This window comes from Rhizobium sp. FG113 (assembly GCF_057809895.1).
Map to the genome: position 1 here is coordinate 89,282 of NZ_JBMDKV010000006.1, position 20,356 is coordinate 109,637.

General features: G+C 61.7%; 20 protein-coding genes and 1 pseudogene. 17 read left to right on the forward strand and 4 right to left on the reverse strand.

Annotated features, from left to right (window positions below; translation table 11 throughout):
- Nucleotides 1-8: 8 nt before the first annotated feature.
- Nucleotides 9-614 (forward strand): alkylhydroperoxidase domain protein, encoded by a 606-nt coding sequence (locus ACODTZ_RS16725; RefSeq protein ID WP_489026862.1) that lies wholly within the window; start codon nucleotides 9-11, stop codon nucleotides 612-614.
- 34 nt (nucleotides 615-648) lie between these two features.
- On the opposite strand, the gene ACODTZ_RS16730 is transcribed toward ACODTZ_RS16725, so the two are convergent.
- Nucleotides 649-1,509 carry a D-amino-acid transaminase gene (locus ACODTZ_RS16730; RefSeq protein WP_489026863.1) on the reverse strand — a complete coding sequence of 287 codons (861 nt, stop codon included), beginning with the start codon at nucleotides 1,507-1,509 and terminating at the stop codon, nucleotides 649-651.
- A gap of 7 nt (nucleotides 1,510-1,516) precedes the next feature.
- Nucleotides 1,517-2,290 carry a LamB/YcsF family protein gene (locus ACODTZ_RS16735; protein WP_489026864.1) on the reverse strand — a complete coding sequence of 258 codons (774 nt, stop codon included), beginning with the start codon at nucleotides 2,288-2,290 and terminating at the stop codon, nucleotides 1,517-1,519.
- A gap of 248 nt (nucleotides 2,291-2,538) precedes the next feature.
- On the opposite strand from ACODTZ_RS16735, the gene pxpB reads away from it, so the two are divergent.
- Genes pxpB through ACODTZ_RS16775 form a run of 8 tightly spaced genes read left to right on the forward strand, consistent with a single transcriptional unit; the run spans nucleotide 2,539 to nucleotide 9,363 of the window.
- On the forward strand, nucleotides 2,539-3,282 hold the full coding sequence (pxpB, locus tag ACODTZ_RS16740) for a 5-oxoprolinase subunit PxpB (protein WP_489026865.1): 744 nt from the start codon (nucleotides 2,539-2,541) through the stop codon (nucleotides 3,280-3,282).
- The gene (locus tag ACODTZ_RS16745; RefSeq protein ID WP_489026866.1) at nucleotides 3,279-4,250 is read left to right on the forward strand and encodes a 5-oxoprolinase subunit C family protein; all 972 of its coding nucleotides are present in this window, start codon (nucleotides 3,279-3,281) and stop codon (nucleotides 4,248-4,250) included. The genes pxpB and ACODTZ_RS16745 overlap by 4 nt, the downstream gene beginning before the upstream one ends.
- The gene (locus ACODTZ_RS16750) at nucleotides 4,247-4,891 is read left to right on the forward strand and encodes a GntR family transcriptional regulator (RefSeq protein ID WP_047510767.1); all 645 of its coding nucleotides are present in this window, start codon (nucleotides 4,247-4,249) and stop codon (nucleotides 4,889-4,891) included. Before ACODTZ_RS16745 ends, ACODTZ_RS16750 begins: the two co-directional genes overlap by 4 nt.
- Nucleotides 4,888-5,835 carry an NAD(P)-dependent oxidoreductase gene (locus tag ACODTZ_RS16755; RefSeq protein WP_489026867.1) on the forward strand — a complete coding sequence of 316 codons (948 nt, stop codon included), beginning with the start codon at nucleotides 4,888-4,890 and terminating at the stop codon, nucleotides 5,833-5,835. The genes ACODTZ_RS16750 and ACODTZ_RS16755 overlap by 4 nt, the downstream gene beginning before the upstream one ends.
- Complete coding sequence (locus tag ACODTZ_RS16760) at nucleotides 5,832-7,085, forward strand: hydantoinase/carbamoylase family amidase (RefSeq protein ID WP_489026868.1); 1,254 nt, start codon at nucleotides 5,832-5,834, stop codon at nucleotides 7,083-7,085. The genes ACODTZ_RS16755 and ACODTZ_RS16760 overlap by 4 nt, the downstream gene beginning before the upstream one ends.
- Nucleotides 7,082-7,720, forward strand: a complete 639-nt coding sequence (locus ACODTZ_RS16765; RefSeq protein ID WP_047510761.1) for a GntR family transcriptional regulator — start codon at nucleotides 7,082-7,084, stop codon at nucleotides 7,718-7,720. The genes ACODTZ_RS16760 and ACODTZ_RS16765 overlap by 4 nt, the downstream gene beginning before the upstream one ends.
- 4 nt (nucleotides 7,721-7,724) lie before the next feature.
- On the forward strand, nucleotides 7,725-8,915 hold the full coding sequence (locus ACODTZ_RS16770) for a M24 family metallopeptidase (RefSeq protein ID WP_489026869.1): 1,191 nt from the start codon (nucleotides 7,725-7,727) through the stop codon (nucleotides 8,913-8,915).
- A 34-nt stretch (nucleotides 8,916-8,949) separates the two neighbouring features.
- Complete coding sequence (locus ACODTZ_RS16775; protein WP_489026870.1) at nucleotides 8,950-9,363, forward strand: VOC family protein; 414 nt, start codon at nucleotides 8,950-8,952, stop codon at nucleotides 9,361-9,363.
- A 65-nt stretch (nucleotides 9,364-9,428) separates the two neighbouring features.
- On the opposite strand, the gene ACODTZ_RS16780 is transcribed toward ACODTZ_RS16775, so the two are convergent.
- Nucleotides 9,429-10,604, reverse strand: a complete 1,176-nt coding sequence (locus ACODTZ_RS16780; RefSeq protein ID WP_489026871.1) for a M24 family metallopeptidase — start codon at nucleotides 10,602-10,604, stop codon at nucleotides 9,429-9,431.
- 290 nt (nucleotides 10,605-10,894) lie between these two features.
- Here ACODTZ_RS16780 and ACODTZ_RS16785 point away from each other — a divergent pair, with 290 nt between their 5' ends.
- The 7 genes from ACODTZ_RS16785 (at nucleotide 10,895) to ACODTZ_RS16815 (ending at nucleotide 18,246) form a co-directional block, all read left to right on the forward strand.
- Nucleotides 10,895-11,521, forward strand: coding sequence for a DUF1989 domain-containing protein (locus ACODTZ_RS16785; RefSeq protein WP_489026872.1), 627 nt, complete (start codon nucleotides 10,895-10,897; stop codon nucleotides 11,519-11,521).
- Complete coding sequence (locus tag ACODTZ_RS16790) at nucleotides 11,518-12,327, forward strand: amino acid ABC transporter ATP-binding protein (protein WP_047510755.1); 810 nt, start codon at nucleotides 11,518-11,520, stop codon at nucleotides 12,325-12,327. Before ACODTZ_RS16785 ends, ACODTZ_RS16790 begins: the two co-directional genes overlap by 4 nt.
- Complete coding sequence (locus tag ACODTZ_RS16795) at nucleotides 12,327-12,983, forward strand: amino acid ABC transporter permease (RefSeq protein WP_489026873.1); 657 nt, start codon at nucleotides 12,327-12,329, stop codon at nucleotides 12,981-12,983. The genes ACODTZ_RS16790 and ACODTZ_RS16795 overlap by 1 nt, the downstream gene beginning before the upstream one ends.
- An 8-nt stretch (nucleotides 12,984-12,991) precedes the next feature.
- Nucleotides 12,992-13,951, forward strand: a complete 960-nt coding sequence (locus tag ACODTZ_RS16800) for an agmatinase (protein ID WP_489026874.1) — start codon at nucleotides 12,992-12,994, stop codon at nucleotides 13,949-13,951.
- A gap of 59 nt (nucleotides 13,952-14,010) precedes the next feature.
- Complete coding sequence (locus ACODTZ_RS16805; RefSeq protein WP_489026875.1) at nucleotides 14,011-14,799, forward strand: transporter substrate-binding domain-containing protein; 789 nt, start codon at nucleotides 14,011-14,013, stop codon at nucleotides 14,797-14,799.
- Nucleotides 14,800-14,890: 91 nt separating this feature from the next.
- The gene (locus tag ACODTZ_RS16810) at nucleotides 14,891-15,835 is read left to right on the forward strand and encodes a 2-hydroxyacid dehydrogenase (RefSeq protein WP_489026876.1); all 945 of its coding nucleotides are present in this window, start codon (nucleotides 14,891-14,893) and stop codon (nucleotides 15,833-15,835) included.
- Nucleotides 15,836-16,296: 461 nt separating this feature from the next.
- Nucleotides 16,297-18,246: a methyl-accepting chemotaxis protein gene (locus ACODTZ_RS16815; RefSeq protein WP_489026877.1), complete on the forward strand. Its 1,950-nt coding sequence runs from the start codon at nucleotides 16,297-16,299 to the stop codon at nucleotides 18,244-18,246.
- A gap of 92 nt (nucleotides 18,247-18,338) precedes the next feature.
- Here ACODTZ_RS16815 and ACODTZ_RS16820 read toward each other — a convergent pair.
- A pseudogene (locus ACODTZ_RS16820) lies at nucleotides 18,339-18,578 on the reverse strand (WGR domain-containing protein); the annotation flags it as partial.
- A gap of 276 nt (nucleotides 18,579-18,854) precedes the next feature.
- Here ACODTZ_RS16820 and ACODTZ_RS16825 point away from each other — a divergent pair.
- Nucleotides 18,855-20,354 carry a L,D-transpeptidase family protein gene (locus ACODTZ_RS16825; RefSeq protein ID WP_489026878.1) on the forward strand — a complete coding sequence of 500 codons (1,500 nt, stop codon included), beginning with the start codon at nucleotides 18,855-18,857 and terminating at the stop codon, nucleotides 20,352-20,354.
- The last annotated feature ends 2 nt before the right edge of the window (nucleotides 20,355-20,356 follow it).

Sequence of the window (20,356 nt, forward strand, 5' to 3'; positions counted from 1 at the left end):
AGCTCGTCATGACCGATACCGTCATTCATCCGCGGATCGAAAATCGCCCGAATAGCTTTACCCAGGAAGAAATCGGCTGGACGCCCTGGCTTGAGCCGCTTTCAGAAGGAGAGCTCACGGAACGGCACTGGGCCGGCCTCGTTGACGCCTCTCGGTCGAAGTCTCCGTACTTCATGCTTCTTGCGCGCGATCCGGGGATCCTCGAAGCCCGCACCAAGACGGACAAGGACATTTTCTACAACACGGAGGCCGGTTTGCCGCGCGCCGAGCGTGAGCTTTCCGCCACGGCCGCTTCGCGCAGTAACGGGTGCATCTTTTGCGCCTCGGTACATTCGCGCTTTGCGTCGCATCATTCGAAGCGCACGGAAGAGGTTCAGAGGCTGCTTGACGAAGGCACCGGCGCCGATCTCTCCAGCCGCCGTTGGAAGGCTGTGGTTGCGGCCTCGGTGGCTTTGACCGCGACACCACCGGCATTCGGCGCGGAGCAGGTCGACCAGCTGCATAAGGAGGGTCTCGACGATCTCGAAATCGCCGACGTCATTCACGGCGCCGCCTTCTTCAACTGGGCGAACCGCCTCATGCTCTCGCTCGGCGAGCCGACGCCGGCGAAATAGCGGTTGTCGCCCGTAAACGGGCGACAACGAGGGGTCAGATGGCGTTTGCCAGCTTGTCTTCGATATAGAGCTGGCGGAGCTTTAGCGTCTGGGGTCCTGGCTTTCCGTCGCCGACCGCCTGTCCGTCGATCGAGGTCACGGGCAGAACGAAGTTGGTCGCCGAGGTGATGAAGGCTTCGGCGGCATCCTTCGCTTCCTCTGGCGTGAAAGCGCGTTCCTCGACGGCAAGGCCGGCGTTGCGAGCGATGTCGAGAACACTGTGGCGCGTGATGCCATGCAGGATCGCGTTTGACAGGCCCCGCGTGATCAGCGTCCCATCCTTGCTGATAATGTGTGCCGTTGCCGCGCTTGCTTCGGTTACGAAGCCGTCCTCGACCAGCCAGGCGTCATCGGCGCCGACGGATGCAGCCTGCATCTTCGCCATCGAGGGATAGAGCAGCTGGACCGTCTTGATGTCGCGCCGAGCCCAGCGCTGATCGGGAACGAGCGCAACGGAAATCCCGGTCTTGACCTTCGGGTTGTCGAGCACGGACTTGGCCTGGGTGAACAGAACCAGCGTCGGGGTTGCGTTCTCAGGGAAGGCAAAGTCTCGGTCGGCCGCGCCGCGGGAAATCTGCAGATAGATAAGTCCCTCCTGAAGATCGTTCCTGCGCACGATCTCGCGATGAACTTCAAGCAGTTCCTCTTCCGTCAGCGGGCAGGCGATTCCCAGTTCGGCCGTGGAGCGCTGCAGGCGTGCCGCGTGACCGGCATATTCAAGCAGCTTGCCGCCGATCACGCCGGTGACTTCGTAGATCGCGTCGGCGAACAGGAAGCCGCGGTCGAAAACGGAGACTTTTGCGTCAGCTTCGGCGAGCCAGCTGCCATTCAGATATACGGTACGGGTCAAAATCATTCCTCGTTCAGATTTCAGGCTTGGAAAAGGGTGCGATATCTACGCCAGCGGCGATAAGTTTGTCACGCAGGGCGCGTGCCGTTACCGCCGCACCCGGCGTATCGCCGTGAATGCAGACGGTGGCCGCGTCGACGTCGAGGCTTGTGCCACCGATCGTCGGAATCTTGTTGTTGCAGACCATCGAGAGCACCTGATCGACGCTTTGGTCGACATCATGAATGACGGCGCCCTCCATTTGCCGTGGCGCCAGCATGCCATTGTCGAGATAACGGCGATCGGCATAGACCTCGCAGGCGACGCTGAGGCCGGCGGCCTCTGCGGCCCGCATGGTCTGCGAATAGGGGAGGGTGATGAAGACGAGGTTCGGATCGACGGCGCGAATGGCGCGCACGCAAACTGCCGCCAGTTCCGCATCCTCGGCCGCCATGTTGCCAAGCGAGCCATGCGTCTTCACATGGGTGATCGGCCAGCCGAGCGCCGACGCCATCCCCTGGATCGCGGCGATCTGATAGATGATCTGCGCCTCGATATCCTCAGGCCGCTCGCCCGAAATTCTGCGTCGGCCGAAACCGTAGAGGTCCATGAAGGATGGGTGGGCGCCGACGGCGACGCCATGCTTCTTGGCGTTGAGGATCGTGTCGCGCATGACAACGGGATCGCCGGCATGGAAACCGCAGGCCACATTCGCCGTGGTAATGATCTCCATCATGGCCGCATCGTCGCCGATCTTGTAGGCGCCGAAGCTCTCGCCCATGTCGCAGTTCAAATCTACTGATACCATGGCTGAACTCCTTGTTTGCGAGGGCGCCGCCGGCCATTCGTCAATTGCCGCTGGGCGTAGGATAATGCTTGACATACAGTTGGTGTACTGAAATGACAAGGGCATTGTCGATTGAGAATCTCGCTTGTCGAGACGTGTTTGATGGTGATGGTGGAAATATCTCTCGCTTTCCGTTTGCGCTCGGCACTTAGGCCTATCGAGCGGCATTCTACTGCGCCCGCGCCCCTCTTACAGGTAAAGTCGCGCCCATGGCCATGATGCAGTCGGTCCATCCCAACTATCCGCGCATTATCGCGTCCGGCGACAGTGCGCTCGTGGTCGAATTCTCCGACCAGATCGATGAAGAGACGAATGAGCGTGTCATCGCCTTGGCGGACATGCTGGCGACGCGGCCGATAACAGGCGTCATCGAAACCGTTCCGACCTATCGTTCGCTTCTCGTCGCTTATGATCCCGTCATCATACGCGGGAAGACCCTTTCCTCTTCGCTCGAAACATTGCTCGGCCAGCTGTCGGTGGGCGGCGCAACCGCGCGCCGTATCACCGTACCTGTTCTTTATGGCGAGAAGGTCGGGATCGATCTCGATGAGCTCGCGGATATGAAGCAGATGTCGCGCGAGGAGCTGATCGCGTTGCATGCGTCCGCGGACTATCGTGTCTACATGATCGGCTTCGCGCCGGGCTTTTCCTATCTCGGCGGCCTGCCGCAGCAATTGCATACACCGCGCCTTGCCGTTCCGCGCCAGCGGATCGAGGCCAGCGCGATCGGCATTGGCGGCAAGCAGGCCAGTATCAATTCCGTTCCCGGCCCTAGTGGTTGGCGCTTCATCGGCCGCACGCCGCTCAGGCTATTCGATCCCTCGCGACCTCAGCCATTCCTGTTGCGCGCCGGCGATCGCGTGCGCTTTCGTCCTGTCGATGCCGACGAGGCCGAAAGCCTCGATGCTGCGGTCAGCCGAGGCGGGGCAGTGGAGGACTGGGAGGCACCATGACCATGCTCCATATCAAGCAGGCCGGGCCCATGCTGACGGTCCAGGATCTCGGCCGTACCGGGCTCATGCACCTCGGCGTCTCCGGCGCCGGCGCGATGGACCGGATGTCGATGCTGATTGGCAATCGGCTGGTCGGCAACGCGGATAGTGACGCGGCGCTGGAATTCGCGCATGTCGGCGGGGCGTTCGTGGCCGAAAAGCCGGTGCGTTTCGCGGTGACCGGCGGCGCCATCGACATCACCGTCGACGGTCAGGTCAGGCATGGTTGGGAAAGCCACTGGCTTATGCCGGGCGAGGTGCTGAAGATCGGCGCCCTGCGGCAGGCCGTCTGGGGTTATCTCGCCATCTCGGGCGGCATCGACACGCCGAAGGTTTTGGAGGCGCGCTCCACGCATCTTCGCTCCGGTCTCGGCGGTATTGAGGGACGGCGTCTTGCGATCGGCGATGCGCTGCCGCTTGGCGAGACCAAGAAGTCTTCGCTCCTTGCATTGCGCAAGCCCTTCTCGCGATCGAACGGTCCGGTGCGCGTCGTTCCGGGGCCGCAGGCGGATCATTTCGACGCCACCGCCTGGAAGAATTTCCTGCAGGAACCCTTTAGTGTCACCCCAAGCCGGGACCGGATGGCGCAGGTTCTCGATGGTCCCGTCATCCATGCCTTCGCCGGTCACGATATCGTCTCTGATGGGACGGTGGCGGGCTCGATCCAGGTGCCGTCATCAGGGCGGCCGATCGTGCTGATGGCGGAGCGCCAGACCACGGGCGGCTACCCGAAGATCGCGACCGTTGCCTCGGTCGACCTGCCAAGATTGGCGCAGACGGCGACGGGCAGCACCATTCGCTTCAAATCCATATCCCAGGAAGAGGCGGAGGAGCTGCTGATCGCGCGTAATGACGCGCTCGCGGATATCCTTGCGTCTCTCGAAGAAAAACCAGAGGACGCGGCAAAGGTGGAGGACCGACAAATATGAGCCAACCGCTTGCCAAGCAGGCCTATGCGAAAATCATCGAGATGATCCTCGCCGGCGGACTGAAGCCCGGAGACGTCTTGCAGGAGGCGAAGCTCGGCGAGGAACTTGCCATGTCGCGCACGCCGGTTCGCGAAGCGATCAAGCGCATCGAGGCCGAAGGACTTGCCGTCCAGGAAGGGCGCTTTCTCAAGGTTCGCACGCTGACCTCAGGCGAGGTGAACGAGATCTTCTTTCTCAGAAGTGTCATCGAAGGCTATTGCGCCCGCCATGCGACAGCGGTTGCTCCCGCTATCCTCGACGGTCTTGAGAGGCGTGTGACCGCCCTGATGACCGAAGGACCGGGCGAGGAAGACGAGCAGCGCCGGGTCGATGACGATTTCCATCTGACGCTGGCGCGTTCCACGTCCAACCAGATGGTGGTGCGCACCATCAGCGATCTCAGGCGCCGGACCTGCATGTTCGACCACAGCCTCGTTCCCGCACGCTATCTGAAGGGTTGCGAGGAGCATCTCGAGATCATCGCGGCGCTGCGCGCCAAGGATGGAGAACAGGCTGGAAAGCTGATGAGCCGACATGTCCTCAATGCCCGCGACGCCATTGTCGGCCGGCTTGAAAGCAACGAGCGGAAAGCAACGCGATGAAGTGCCTGATCGTTCAGCCCATTCACAAGGATGGCCTTGATCTCCTGCGGCAGGCGGGCGTGGAACCCGTCTTGTGCCCATCGCCGGATGCTGAGACCGTATCGACGATGATCATGGGCTGCGACGCCGCCATTACCCGCGATGCGGGCCTCTCGGCTGCGCCCATCCTAGCAAGCGATTGCCTGAAGGTCGTTGTCGTTCACGGCGCGGGCCACGATGCCGTCGACAAGCACGCGGCGCATCAAAAGGGTGTGCTGGTGTGCAACACACCCGGCGCGAACGCGAAATCGGTTTCGGAACTCGCCTTGGGGCTCACGCTCGCGGCGGCTCGACTTGTTCCGGCCGCCGATCGTGCGGTTCGCTCCGGCGAGCGCGGCTTTCGCGAGGCCCATACGTTTCATGAGTTGTCCGGCAAGACCGCGCTCGTCGTCGGCTGGGGCGCGACGGGCGCCGGCTTGGGGCGGATGCTTCACGCAGCGCTCGGCATGCGGGTTCTCGTCTTTTCGCCGAGAAGCTCGGATACCGGTTCGTTCCAGCGGGTGACCACGCTTGCCGAGGGCCTCGCACAGGCCGATGTCGTCTCGCTCCACACCCCCATGCGTGATGAGACGCGCGGGATGATCGGTCCCGGTGCTTTTGCGGCCATGAAGCCGGGCACCATTCTCGTCAACACCGCGCGCGCAGGTCTGATCGACGAACCGGCGCTTGCCGAGGCACTTGCAGGCGGGATTGTCGCTGCGGCCGCACTGGACGTCTATTCGCCAGAAGCACCGAACGGTCCGCTGGGCACCACCGAGCGGGTTATCTTCACCCCGCATCTCGGCGGCACGACGCCAGAGGCGTTGCAGCGGGTCGCAGTCGGCGCCGCCCGCAATGTGCTCCTGGCGCTCTCCGGCGAGAAGCCGGCCACAACCATTGAATTTCTGCCGGAGGTAGCCGCGTGAGCGCAATCATCAGGGACACGATCGATCGCCTGCTCGATCGCATCAACGCCATTTCCGACCCCGGCCCGGGCTTCACCCGCCCATCCTACAGCCCGCTCGAAAGCCGCGCGCATAATGTGGTGGCAGAGGAAGTAGAGCGGCTGGGCATGACCGTGACGCGGGATGCCGGGCTCAATCTCTTCGCGCGTCTGCCGGGACGTGATCGCGATGCGCCGCCGATCTACATCGGCTCGCACGTGGATACGGTTGCCATGGGAGGCGCCTATGACGGCGCAGCCGGTGTCGCCGGCGCTGTTGCCCTTGCGGCGGCTTTCGTGGACAGCGGACAGGCGCCGCCGGTCGATCTGGTCGTCATCGTCACGCGCGCTGAAGAGAGCGTGTGGTTCCCCGTCTCCTATGCCGGTTCGCGTGCTGCGCTCGGGCGCCTGACTGCGCCTGAACTGCAGGCGAAGCGGGCCGATAATGGCCGCACTCTCAGCGACCACATCCGCGCGGAAGGTGGGGATCCCGATGCCATATTGGGCGGTCCGGGCCTCTCACCCGCGCGCTTCATCGAGCTGCATATCGAGCAGGGGCCCGTGCTCGACGATGCGAAGGAAGCGTTCGGCATCGTCGATGGCGTACGCGGTGGTTTGCGATATCGCGAGGCGCGCATCGAAGGAACATGGGCGCATTCGGGCGGAGCACCGCGCGCGGCACGCTCGGACGCGGTCTTTGCGCTGGCCGATCTGATCGTTGCCATGGACAAGCACTGGGGTGACATCCTCGATGGTGGCGACGATCTCGCCGTCACCTTCGGCCGGGTCGATGCTGCAAGCTCGGAACACGCTTTCGCCAAAGTGCCGGGCCGGGTCGATTTCTGCGTCGATCTGCGCAGCGACGATGTCGCGGTTCTCGAACGCGCCAACGCGCTGCTGCAGGCCGAGGCGGCATCGATCGCCGCGTCGCGTGGCGTGCGCTTCGATTTCGGTCAGCAGTCGCGTAGCCAGCCGACCAGGCTGTCGGCTGATCTCGGCGACATGATTGCCGATGCGGCGAAACGGCTTGGCCACTCGCCGCGCCGGATGCTGTCGGGGGGCGGCCATGATGCGGCAGCCTTCGCGCAGGCGGGCTGGGACTCCGTCATGGTGTTCCTGCGCAACTGGAACGGCAGCCACAATCCCGATGAAGCCATGGACAATGCGGATTTGGCCGCGGCAGTCGAAACCTTGTACGCCGCGATTGCCGGCGAGACGGGCGGTTCACGATGAGTGAAAAGGAAAACCTGACACAACAGGTCTATCGCGATCTGAAGCAGCGTATCCTGGAAGGGCAGTTTTCCTCCGGCGATATGCTGACGGAGCGCTCGCTCGCGCAGGACTCGGGCATTTCCCGGACGCCGCTGCGCGCTGCGATCTCGCGCCTGGAAAAAGAGGACGTGATCTCAAGGCTGCCGAACGGCGCGCTCATGGTGCGCCAGGTGACCGTGGAGCAGCTGCTGGAGATCGTCCAGCTCAGGCGCTTGCTTGAAGGAGCAGCAGCCGAGACAGCGGCCACGCGACCGCTCACGCCCGATCTCATCCAGTCGCGCGAACGCATGCGCGCCTACGCCAATGGCGGCGACATCGCTTTCGATCACTTCTGGCTCGACGACGATGCGTTTCACAATGCTGTCGCCTATGCCGCCGAGCTTCCTCTGCTCGCGGCCATGCTGACCGAAATGCGCGGTATCGCCCGCCGCTGCACCATCACTCGCACCCACGACCGCTTCGACCAGCAGGCGCTCGAGCACATCGCCGTCATCGATGCGATCGAAGCAGGCGACGGCGTCGCTGCGAGACTGGCGATGGAGGCCCACTTCGACAGCGTACGCGCCCGTTTCCTGGGCTGGCTGGCGCGGAGCTGAGGCAATGAACATGCAATCCAAGATATCCAATGACAGCCTGGACGCTCTTCGCGGAAGCGAGGCTTCGTTTTCGCGAGACGAATTCGCCAGGCGTCAGGCGCGGGCAGTGTCGGCGCTAGCGGCCAGCGGCCACGAGGCGCTTGTCGTCACCGGGCCTGAGACGATCTATTGGCTGACAGGGCGCCAGACTGCCGGTTACTTCGCGTTTCAGGCGCTGATCCTGACGGCATCGGGTGAGCTCACGCTGCTGGTTCGGCAGCTGGAATTCTACGGAACGGTGGCCAATACCTGGCTTTCCGACATCGTCGTCTACCAGGATGGCGAGAGCCCTGTCTCGGCGCTAGTGGCACTGCTGCGAGACCGCAAGATCATGCGGCCGGCGATCGAGCTCGGTGGCTGGTTCCTGCCGCCCAGGCTCGCAGATGAGATCGCCACGGAGCTTGGACAGCAGCGTCTTGCAGATGGCTCGGATATCCTGCCGCCGCTGCGCATGGTCAAATCCGCCGACGAGCTCGCCGCGATCCGTGCTGCCGCGCGTTATGCCGAAGCGGGCATGATCGCGGCCATCGACGCCTGCCGGGGTGGTGCCAACGAAAACGACATAGCAGCCGCCATGCTGCAGGCTGCAACGCAGGCCGGCTCCGAGGCCATGGCCATGGAGCCGCTCGTCTCGTCGGGACCGCGCAGCGGCCTGCCGCACATGACCTGGCGCCGGCGCCTGTTGGAAGCGGGCGATCCCGTGTTCCTCGAACTCGCAGGCAGCCACGCCCGTTATCATTCCGCGCTCATGCGCAGCGTCTGGATCGGCGGCCCGCCTGATGACGCACAGCGGATGATGGATTGCTCGCTGCGCGCCCTTGATGCCGCGCTATCGGCGATCCGTCCGGGCGCGCCGTGTTCGGCGCCGCATGAGGCCGCACAGAGCGTCATCGACGAGGCCGGCTACACCGCCGCGTTTCGCAAGCGCATCGGCTACTCGATGGGCGTCGCCTTCGCGCCCGATTGGGGCGAGGGGGGTATCCTCAGCCTGTTTACCGGCGTCTCGCGCGTGATCGAGCCCGGCATGGTGTTCCACCTGCCTGCCACGCTTCGCAGCTACGGCCATTGGACGGTCGGTGCGTCGGAGACGGTGATCGTCACCGAACACGGCGCCGAGCTGCTATCGAGCCTGCCCAGAACCCTCACCATTCGCTGATCAAGATCATTTCGCCATCACAAAGGAGACCACCGTGCGCTCACTCTTCCACCTCGCCTACCACGTCACCGATCTCGACGCGTCGAGACGCTTCTACGGCGACGTCCTCGGTTGCGCCGAAGGCCGTTCGACCGATACATGGGTTGATTTCGATTTCTTCGGTCACCAGATCTCGCTGCACCTCGGCAAGCCGTTCGAAGTCACGCGCACCGGCAAGGTTGGCGATCACATGGTGATGATGCCGCATCTCGGCGTGGTGCTGCCGCTCGATGATTGGTTCGTGCTTGCCGAGCGTCTGCAGAAGGGCGGTATCGCCTTCGACATTCCGCCGGTCATCCGCTTCGAGGGTGAGCCGGGCGAGCAGCGGACGATGTTCTTCTTCGACCCGAGCGGCAACCCGATCGAGGTCAAAGGCTTCAAGGACTTCGATAGCGTTTTCGCACACTAAGCAAAAAGGACCGGGCGATTATCTCGCCCGGTCCTTTCTTATTCAGGTTGCGGTTGGCGCCCAGCCTAGAAGACGCTCGGCGACTTCGTCAGCAGCTCGTTGCTATCCTTGCCGATGATGATGATGTCTTCGAAGAAGGCAGCACCAACGCCGTCGAGCGATAGAAACGCCTCGACGCCGAATACCATGTTCTCTTCTACGACATCTTCGGGCATCGACATGGTCGTCGAGATGCGGGGCAGCTCAAAGCCGAGACCGATGCCGTGGCCATAGAAAGGGAAGTTCTTCATGATCGGTGAGATCGAGCCGCCGAATGCCGCTGTCATGCGATCACCTTCGGCCGCGACGTCAAGCAGTTTCGTGCCGGGTCTCAGCATATCCGACAAGCGATGCACGATGTTGCCGGCGGCTTCGATCAGGCGCAGCTGTTCGCTGTTGGCCTTGCCACGCACCGCTGTCCGGCCCGGGTCGAGGTAATATCCCTGAAACAGCGGACCATGAAGCGTGCCGGTGACGATGTCGCCGACAGCAGGCACGTCGGCGCTGTAGCCCGTGAGCGGGAAGCGCTGGTCGAAGCCCAGCGTATCGCCATGGTTGGTGCCGATCATCTGGATGCGGCCACCACGGCGCACGACCTCGCGCGCGGCCTCGCCGGCTGCTTCGCGTTCCGACATGCCGCTGATCAGGCTTTCCATCAGGATCGTCATTCCCGCCGTCGCGGTCTCGCCCGCGACGCGATAACAGTCGAGTTCGCGCTTGCTCTTGATCCGCCGAACGGATCTGACAAGGTCGTCGGCCGGGACCCATTCGATATCGGGCGCAATGGCTTCCAGCTCGCGGTAGTATTTCACCGGGATCAGGTTGGTGCCAACAAGCGCGACCGGGCCCTTCACGCCGCGTTCGACGAGCGAGCGGGCGACGCTTTCAAAGGGATGGTTGCTGCTGAGCACATCATCGATCGATACCAGATCGCGACGAACTTCCGGCTCGTCGATATGCAGCTGCGGCGCAAGTCCTTCCTGTAAGATGACGCCCGCGAAGGATCGCGCGGTCCAGATCAACGAGTCCATGCCGCTGCTGATGGCATAGTGGTTGGAGAGGTAGAGGATGTCGCCGCAATTGTCGGTCGTTCCGCCGCCGCGTCCGAAGACGACCGTCGTGGCAAAGCCACGTCGTTTCATCTCGTTTTGAACGCGATCCCAGCGCGCCTCGTATTCGTCCAGCGGAAAATAGCGATCCATCATGTCACTCCGTATGCACTCTTGCGGTAAAGCCTTGATTTTCGGTACACCACCAGTATCCGAACGTCAATCGAGCGATGTGCGGCTCTGCTAATTAAAGCATCAATCGACGAAATATGCTCACGATATAAGCATTCTCTGTTTAAATTATACACACGAAGCCGATTATATAGGCTATAATTTATTGAAATTGCTACTTGAACTCCACTGGTATACTGAATAGGGTTGCCGGGACTTGATCGATCGACCCTCACTCAATGCCGATCGCATCGAAGAAAGACGAGTTTGAAATGAGCCTAGACGCAGATATCGTGCCCGCCAGCAGGGGGCGCTCCTTCAAGATGAAGGCCGGGCAATTTGCCCTCGTGACGAACACCCACGGCAACCAGGTTGTCGATGCCTGGGCGTTGGCGGACAGCGATCACTTCGAGACGTCTTCGCTCGATCACACGCGTTCGATGAACAGCAACATCTTCTTCACCGAGGGGATGGCGCTGATGAGTTCACGCCGCCGCCCCATGCTGACAATGGTGGCCGACAGCGCCAAGGTCAGGCACGACACGTTGCTTTGCCCGTGCAATCGCGAGCTTTATCAGCAGCTCGGATGCGAGGAGTATCATCGCAGTTGCACCGACAATTTCCACGAGGCGCTGTCTGGCGTAGGCGTCGAAATGCCGTTCACGCCCGCGTCGTTGAACCTCTTCATGAACGTGCCCGTCACCGCTGACGGCACGGTCGATCGCGTCCCGCCCGATACGGCTGCCGGCGATTATGTTGTCATGCGCGCCGAGATGGATCTGATCTTCGTCCTGTCTGCCTGTCCGCAGGACATCACGCCGATCAACGGCGCCGCGCGCACCCCGCGCGATGTGGCGGTCAATATCCTCGATACCTATCCGTCGGAGGTGTCAGCATGAGCGAGCAGCTTCTGAAACTGCGCGAAATCCGCAAGAGCTTCGGCGAGAACGAGGTGCTGAAAGGCGTCTCGCTGGACGTCAAGGCGGGCGAGGTCGTTTCGATCATCGGTGCCAGCGGCTCCGGCAAGAGCACCTTCCTGCGCTCGATCAACGCGCTTGAAATGCCGCAGTCGGGTTTCATGGAGTTCGAGGGCCTGTCTTTCGATTTCCGTCCAGCCTCGCGCTTCTTCCCGACGCCGTCGCAGCTGCAGTCCTTGCGGGCGCGCGTCGGCATGGTGTTCCAGAGCTACAATCTCTGGCCGCATATGACGGTGCTGGAAAATGTCACGCACGCGCCGATCCGTCTCTTGAAGCTGCCGCGCGCGCAGGCGATTGAGGAGGCCGAAGCTCTGCTGTCGCGGATCGGCCTGTTCGAAAAGCGCCATAGCTACCCGTCGCGACTTTCGGGCGGCCAGCAGCAGCGCGTGGCGATCGCCCGTGCGCTCGCCATGAAGCCGCGCCTGATGCTGTTCGACGAGGTCACCTCGGCGCTCGATCCGGAGCTCGTCCACGAAGTTCTGGTGCTGATGGCATCGTTGGCGTCCGAGGGCATGACCATGCTGCTCGTTACCCACGAGATCGCCTTCGCGCGCGACGTCTCCTCGCGCGTTCTGTTCTTCGACAAGGGCGTGATCGCCGAAGAGGGGCCGCCGGATATTCTGAGGCACCCCGAAAGCGACCGCCTGAAGCAGTTCCTTCATCGCATCCTGCATGACGACGTTGGTCATTCCTTCTCGAACGATCAAGGTCAGGGAGCGCAGGCGTAATGAGCGGTTTTATCGAAGAAGTTCAGCTTTATGGTCCAGGGTTTCTTGAAGCCGCCTGGACGGTATTCGGCCTGACGATACTGACGATCGTCGTCAGTTGGGCATGCGACCTGCTGGCTGCCTTGGCGCAGCGTTCCAAATGGAAATCCGCTCGTGTGGCTGCGGGCTTCTATATCTGGTTCATTCGCGGCACGCCGACGCTGATCCAGGTCTTCATCATCTATTTCGGCCTGCCTCAGATCGGCATCCGGCTTTCGCCGTTTACGGCCGGCGTCATCGCGCTCGGTATCAACAGCGGCGCCTATGTCGCCGAGATCGTCCGCGGTGGCCTGAACGCCATCCCGCGCGGCCAGAATGAATCGGCGCTGGCACTCGGCTTCAGCCCGAGCGAGACCATGCGCACGATCATCCTGCCGCAGGTCTTCCGCATCATCCTGCCTGCGGTCACCAACGAGGCGATCTCGACCCTGAAGAACACCTCGCTTCTTTCGACGATCACCGTCGTTGAGCTGACGCTTTATGCGCAGACCCTGATCGCGGCAACCTTCCGTCCCTTCGAGTTCTACATCGCGGTAGCCGTCATCTATCTCGTGCTGACCACGATCCTCACATTCGTCGCCTCCTGGCTTGAGCGACGCTACGCCAACCTGGGTTGAGGTCAGCCATGAGTGTCCTGCCGATCGACTCGCTTGAAACGCCTCGGTTCTGCGGTGTCCCGACCTTCATGCGCCTGCCGCAGGCGACAACGTTGAGCGGGCTGGACGCGGCCGTGATCGGACTTCCCTCCGATTCCGGCGGCCCGTACCGCACCGGCGCGCGCTTCGCGCCGAACGCGGTGCGCGCCATGTCGGTGATGCTGCGTCCGATCAATCCCTATCGCGGCAATATCAATGTCTTCGAAGAGCTTGCCGTGGCTGACGTCGGCGACGCCAACGTCGTGCCGGGATACGAGATCGAATCCCTTGAGCGCATCGAGGAATCTGTCGCGGCGCTGGTCAATGCCGGCATCGTCCCTTTCGCGATCGGCGGCGATCACTCGATCACGCTGGCCGAGATCAGGGCGCTCGCCAAGGTCCATGGCCCGATCTCACTGATCCACTTCGATTCCCACACCGACACCTGGGATAAGTATTTCGCCGGCAAGAAGTACAGCGCTGGAACCCCGTTCCGCCGTGGCGCTGAGGAAGCGATCATCGATCCCGCGCACTCGATCCAGATCGGCATGCGGGGCTCGCTTTTCCAGAAGGACGATATCAGCCAGTCGATCGATCTCGGCTACGACGTGCTGACGACCGACGATACGCTCGATCTCGGCCCTCATGGTCTCGCCCAGCGCATCGCGGATCGTGTCGGCGGCCGGCCGGCCTTCATCTCCTTCGACATGGATTTCATCGATCCGTCCGCAGCCCCCGCGGTCCAGACACCCGAGGCGGGTGGGCCGACAGCGCGTGAGACCTTGCAGATCCTGCGCGCCCTCCACGGCATCAACCTCGTCGGCTGCGACGTGGTCGAGGCCAATCCGCTCTACGACGGCCCGGGACAGATCACCGCCTTGATGGCCGCAACCGTGATGGCGGAACTGATGGCCTTGCTTGCTTCCCAACGCGCTCAGGCGAAGGGCTAACGAAAACCGGCGTGCGATGCCGAGTGAATGCACTGAACCAACATAAAGGGAACTGAACCATGAAATTGAAGTCTCTCATCATGACCGCCGCCGCCCTTGCAGGCATGGCTGTCGGCTCTCTCGCCCATGCCGCCGACCTCGAGCTGCTTCAGCCGGGCAAGCTGATGGTCGCCACCGAAGGCACCTACGCGCCGTTCAGCATGCGCGCGCCTGATGGCAAGCTCGATGGTCTCGAAATCCGCGTCATGACCGAAGTCGCAAAGCGCCTCAACCTCGAATACACGCCCGTCCTGATCAAGTGGGACTCGCTGCTCGTCGGCCTCCAGGCTGACCAGTACGACGTCATCAGCGCCGCCATGGACATCACCGAAGCCCGTCAGCAGCAGGTCACCTTCTCGAACGGCTGGCTCGAATCCGGTGGCCGCGTGGTCATCCCGAACGATTCCGCGATCAAGAGCGCTGCCGATCTGAAGGGCAAGACGGTCGGTGCGCTCGTTGCATCGAGCTGGACGAAGATCGCCGAAGAGAAGGGCGCAACCGCCAAGGGCTACAAGGCCGAATCCGACGCCATGCAGGACCTCGTCAACGGCAATGTCGACGCCGTCATCACCGATGCGATCGCCGCCGCCTATGCCATCAAGTCCGCGAAGATGCCGCTGACCATGACCGACGATTATGTCAGCCACGTTCAGAAGGGCTTCGCCTTCAAGAAGGGCAAGCCGCATCTGGTCGAGGCCGTGAACAAGGCGCTGGCCGACATGGTTGCCGACGGCACCTACGCCAAGCTGACGACCGATCTGGTCGGCTTCGATCCGGCGCCGAAGGACCCGATCAAGACCATTCAGTAATGATCGCATGGCCGGGCACCGAAAGTGCCCGGCCTTTTCTTCCTTGATACCGCCCGGCTTTCACGCCGGGCAATCCATGTAGAGCAGATCGATGTCGCCTCTCATCGCGCTTGCCACGCGCTTGTCGGAAGCAGCCGAAAGCAACTGGCTCATGGCGCTCAGCGCAGCCATGCCGCAGGAAACCATCCGTTCCATTCGTCAGCTGTCGCCGGATGAGCTCGCCCGTGTCGATATCGCCATCGTCGCCAATCCCGACCCCGCCGATCTCGAGCGGCTGCCGAACTTGAAATGGGTGCACAGCCTCTGGGCGGGTGTCGAGCGGTTGGTCTTGGAACTCAAGGGTTTCTCGCGTCCGATCGTACGCCTCGTCGATCCGGATCTCGCGCGCACCATGGCCGAGGCCGTGCTTGCCTGGACGCTCTATCTCTCCCGCGACATGCCCGCCTATGACATGCAGCAACGCCAAAGCCTTTGGCGGCAGCTTCCTTATCGGTCGGCACCCGACACGCGGGTCGGCCTGCTGGGCCTCGGGGCGCTCGGCTGCGCAGCCGCACGACAACTGCAGTTGGCGGGTTTTGAGGTCAGCGGCTGGAGCCGGACCGAAAAGCAGGTCGACGGTGTCGAGACCTATTTCGGCGCAGACGGCTTGGACGCCATGCTCAGGACATCCGACATCGTGGTCTGCCTGCTGCCGCTGACGGCTGAGACGACGGGGCTCCTCGGCGCGCGCGAATTCGCGCTGCTACCGGCGAATGCCGGCTTCATCAATTTCGGACGCGGCGGCATCGTCAAAACGCTCGATCTGATGGCCGCGCTCGATGCAGGCGCTGTCAAGCACGCTGTGCTTGATGTCTTCGAGAGCGAACCCCTCGATGAGCAGAGCCCTCTATGGGATCACCCGGGCGTGACCGTGCTGCCGCATATCTCGGCTCCCACCAACCCGTCGACCGCAGCAAAGATCGTTGCCAACAGGATCAGCGAATACCGCGCGAACGGCGTCCTGCCCGATGGGATCGATTTCGATCGGGGCTACTAGCCGCGTCCCGGCATCGTTTTGAGATGCCGGGAAGATGCATATTGGTTCAATTTTTATGAAAACTGATTCCAGCAAAGACTGATTGTGCTGCCGCGCTCTCACAACTAGTAAATAGTCTTAGATTGCATTTGCTTAGATGATTTAAGCGTAGGCATGGCGCATGCTACGCCATGCTTTCGATTTGCCTGTAAGACATACTGAAAACCCTTAGCCTTGAGCCGAATTTGTAACTGGTAGAAGCCGCTCAAGTCGCCATGATGGCCAAGATCTCTGCCATGTCGATATCCCCACCCGATCGATGAGTGGATTGGCGGCCAAGAAACCATAGACCTATCCCTGCATGGCGTAACGATACGCATCGCTTCGGCACGTCACGTCACGTGCCGTTGTGCCGGCGCCGTCGTGCTGTCGAATGGGAGTTTGCGGCCTCGTGACACTCGATCCCGTCAAACAGAGGTCACATGTCGTTTCTGAAAAACGCGCGCATTCGCACGAAAATTCTCTCTCTCATCATTCCCATCTGTGTGGTGGGCATCGGCGCCACGCTCTTCATGTCCGATAAGTTCAAAGCCGTCGATTCCACCTATTCGGAGTTCATCGCGCAGGACTACCAGGCAGAGGTCGACCTCGTCGCTTCCACGCGAAGCCTGGTTTCCATCGGTTACGCGGCCTACCAGACGCTTGCCTACGACGCTCAGGATCCGGCCTTCAAGGCGGCGAGCGACTTTTACAAGGACAACGCCGGCAGCCTGATCGCTCGCCTCCAGCAATCCAAGGGTGGTCGTCCAGAGGATGCTGAGGCGATCGATGCCTTCATCGCGAGGTCGAATGACGTGATTGCCAAGACCGATGCCGCCGTCAAACTGGGAAGCGGGCGTGCAGCCGAAGCGCTGGTGATTCTGGCGCAGGCGGATATCCTGATCAGGCCGCTGCTGTCCGATATGCGCGATCTCACGACATTGATGAAGAAGAATATCAATGCGCGAGCAAACGAGCTGACCCAGCAGACGCGTTCGACGATTTTCATCTCCCTAACGATGCTCACCCTCGTCTTCGCGGCAAGTATCGCGGCGGCCCTTCTGGTGTCCGCGCGCGGGATTACCGCACCGATCGCGAGATTGCGCGAACGCATGACATCGCTTGCAAGCGGCGATACGGCCATGGCCGTGGAAGGACAGGACCGGCGCGACGAAGTCGGCCAGATGGCAAAGGCGGTGTCCGTGTTCCGCGACAACGCGCTGGAGCGTATCCGCCTTGAAGATGAGGCCGAGGCCAATCGCAGCCTTTCAGACAAGGAGCGTATCGCGCGCGACGCCCAGAAAGCTCGGGACGACGCAGACACGCAATTCGCAGTGGACAAGCTGGGCGACGCGCTGGGTCGACTGGCGCAGGGTGATGTCGCCTATCGCATCGACACGCCTTTCGTCGCTCATCTCGATGCATTGCGAGCCAACTTCAATGAATCCGTTGCCAATCTGAGCGAGGCGCTCCGCGCCGTCGGCAGCAATGCGCGGGGAATTGATGCGAGCGCAAATGAAATCCGCGCCGCGGCCGACGACCTGTCGAAGAGGACTGAACAGCAAGCCGCCTCCGTCGAGGAGACGGCCGCCGCGCTTGAGGAGATCACCACGACGGTAAAGGATGCCACCAAGCGGGCGGAGGATGCGGGCAATCTTGTAGCGCAAGCGCGTACCGGAGCCGAAAAATCCGGCCTGGTCGTTCGCGACGCTGTCGTTGCGATGAAGGAGATCGAACGTTCGTCGGGAGAGATTACCAACATCATCAGCGTTATCGATGAGATCGCTTTCCAGACGAACCTGCTTGCTCTCAATGCTGGGGTGGAAGCCGCCCGTGCCGGGGAGGCGGGCAAGGGCTTTGCCGTTGTCGCCCAGGAGGTGCGCGAACTCGCGCAGCGTTCCGCCCAGGCCGCCAAGGAGATCAAGGCGCTGATCATCATGTCGGGCGACCATGTGCGTTCCGGCGTAGCGCTTGTCGGCAATACCGGTACCGCGCTGGAGGTCATTGTCGCGGAGGTGCAGGAGATCAACCGGCACGTGGATGCCATCGTCAAATCGGCCCGCGAGCAATCGATCGGACTGCAGGAGATCAACACCGCTGTGAACGCCATGGACCAGGGCACACAGCAGAATGCCGCGATGGTCGAGCAGTCGACGGCGGCCAGCCATAGCCTTGCCCGGGACGCGGCCTCGCTCAACCAATTGCTGTCACGGTTCAATTTCGGCGACGACGCTCAGCGTGTGGTCTCCGCACCGGGTACGGTTCGCGAGGCATCGGCCGCCAGCAACGCCGTGCCGTCTCCGGCGCGCGTGCTTGGACGCAAGATCGCAAACGCCTTTGGTGGCCGGGCGGCTGCGGTAGCGGTCGTGGACAAAGCCTGGGAAGACTTCTGAGCCTATGATCGTGTCAGGCGTCGCCGGTGTGGCGCCTGATACGGTGTCAAATCGACCGGCTGCAGCCCGATATCATGGGTGACAGGTGCGACACGCGGCCGATAACCGCGTGCCCGCTTCTGCCGGACGAGCGCGAGAAACAGATCGACTGCGTCCGTCTCACGCTCGAAATGGTGCTCCTTGGTTTGTCCATTTTGGCCAATCCGACCCCAGCTGCGTGTCAGGCGGATCTCGCCGAATAGCGTCAGGGAGATCTCCATGATGTAATACCGGGCCATGTTCCTCTTGGCATCCGTGCGTTCGACATGGTGATGATATGGCTGAGCGATCATGCCCATAGAATCGGGGATGCACGTGCTGGCGTCCAACGAGACTTATGAATCAATCGGGGGTAATCGATTCACCTGAGTGATGACCCGCCCACCATGCTGTTGCGCCTGCATTTCATACGCGTGACATTTTTGTCGTGGTCCTGCTTTCAACCTCTCGTGATGGCGTTTTGCCCAGCTTCTGCCTGAATGTTGCCGCTCTAGTCCGCGGTGACGACAAGCGAAGATAGTGTGCTCATTCGGAGTGGCTTTTCTCGTCGAGTGCTGGGGATATTTGGAATGGCAGACACATCAGCTTTACGCCTGAAGATCACTCTGATGAGCGTGGTCGCGCTTATGGCAAGCGGGATAGGCGCCCGTGCGGAGCCGCAGCCCGCCGCGCCCGCTGCGCAGCTCTCCGCGTCGAAGGGATATGCCGTTCCCGAGCGCCGGCCCGTGCATGTCATGGGTCACGGTGACGATTCAGCGCTGTCGACGCTGTTCGAAAGCGGGGCTGGAAACCCGGCTAAGGTCCTGCGGGAGATGGCTGGCCTTTCTCCATCGATGAACAGCGACATTGCCGCCGCGCTTGAAGCCTATTATGGCCAGCCGAAAACAAAGCTCATCTGGACGGACGCGAAGGGACCGAACGCCAAGGCAAGGCAAGCGCTTGACCTCTTGCGGCAGGCCGACGATTGGGGACTGACCGCCTCGGATTACGCCGTTTCGCCATCTCCGGAGACTTTGCAGCAGAATTCGCCCGACCGCGCGAAAGCTTTGGCAGCGTTCGAACTGTCCCTCTCGAGCAATATGCTGATGTTTCTCCAGGATAATTTCAGGGGGCGCATCGATCCGAACAAGCTGTCGAACTATTATGATTTCAAGCGTAAGCCCGTCGATTTGAAAGCGACGCTTGCTCAGTTGGCAGCAGCGCAAAACCTGGCGTCGGCGGTCGACCGTTTCATGCCGAGCAGCCCGAAGTTTGCCCAGCTCGCCGCCGAATTGCACTGGCTGCGAACATCCGGCCAGGGCGGGGATACTACCGTCAACAAGAACAAGGTGATTGTCGCCATGGAGGAGCTGCGGTGGTTGCCGCAGGAGTTTCCGGATCGGTACGTATTCATCAATCAGCCAGCCTATATGGCCTACTACACCGAGAACGGCGATGTCACGCTTTCGATGAAGGCGGTGATTGGACAGCAAGATCACCAGACGAACTTTTTCGATGCTTCGATCAAGACGGTCGAATTCAATCCCGATTGGGGGGTGCCGCAGTCGATCATCAAGAACGAGATGCTTCCGCATCTGAAGCGGGATCCGTCCTACCTCGACCGCGAGGGCTACAAGGTATCGGTGAACGGTAAGCCGATGGCCTCGGCGAAAGTCGATTGGGCGCAACCGCTCGAGAATATCGCTGTCGTACAGCCGCCAGGCCCCGATAATGCGCTCGGCCAGCTGAAGATATTGTTCCCCAATCCGCATGCCATCTACATGCACGATACGCCGGCGCGCGGAAAATTCGCTTCTCAGGATAGAATGTTCAGCCACGGTTGCGTGCGGCTGGAAAATCCGAGAGCCATGGCCGCCGCCGTCTTGAAGACATCGGTGGATTCGGTCGCGCAGGAAATCGCCGGCGGTGAGAAGAAGGACGTTCCGGTTCCCGAGGAAGTTCCCGTTTATGTCTCCTATTTTACGGCATGGCCGACGGCCGATGGGATCATTCACTATTACGACGACATCTATGGTCGTGATGCGCAGACGCTCAATGCGATAGCCGCAACGAGCGCAAGCCGCTCCTAGGG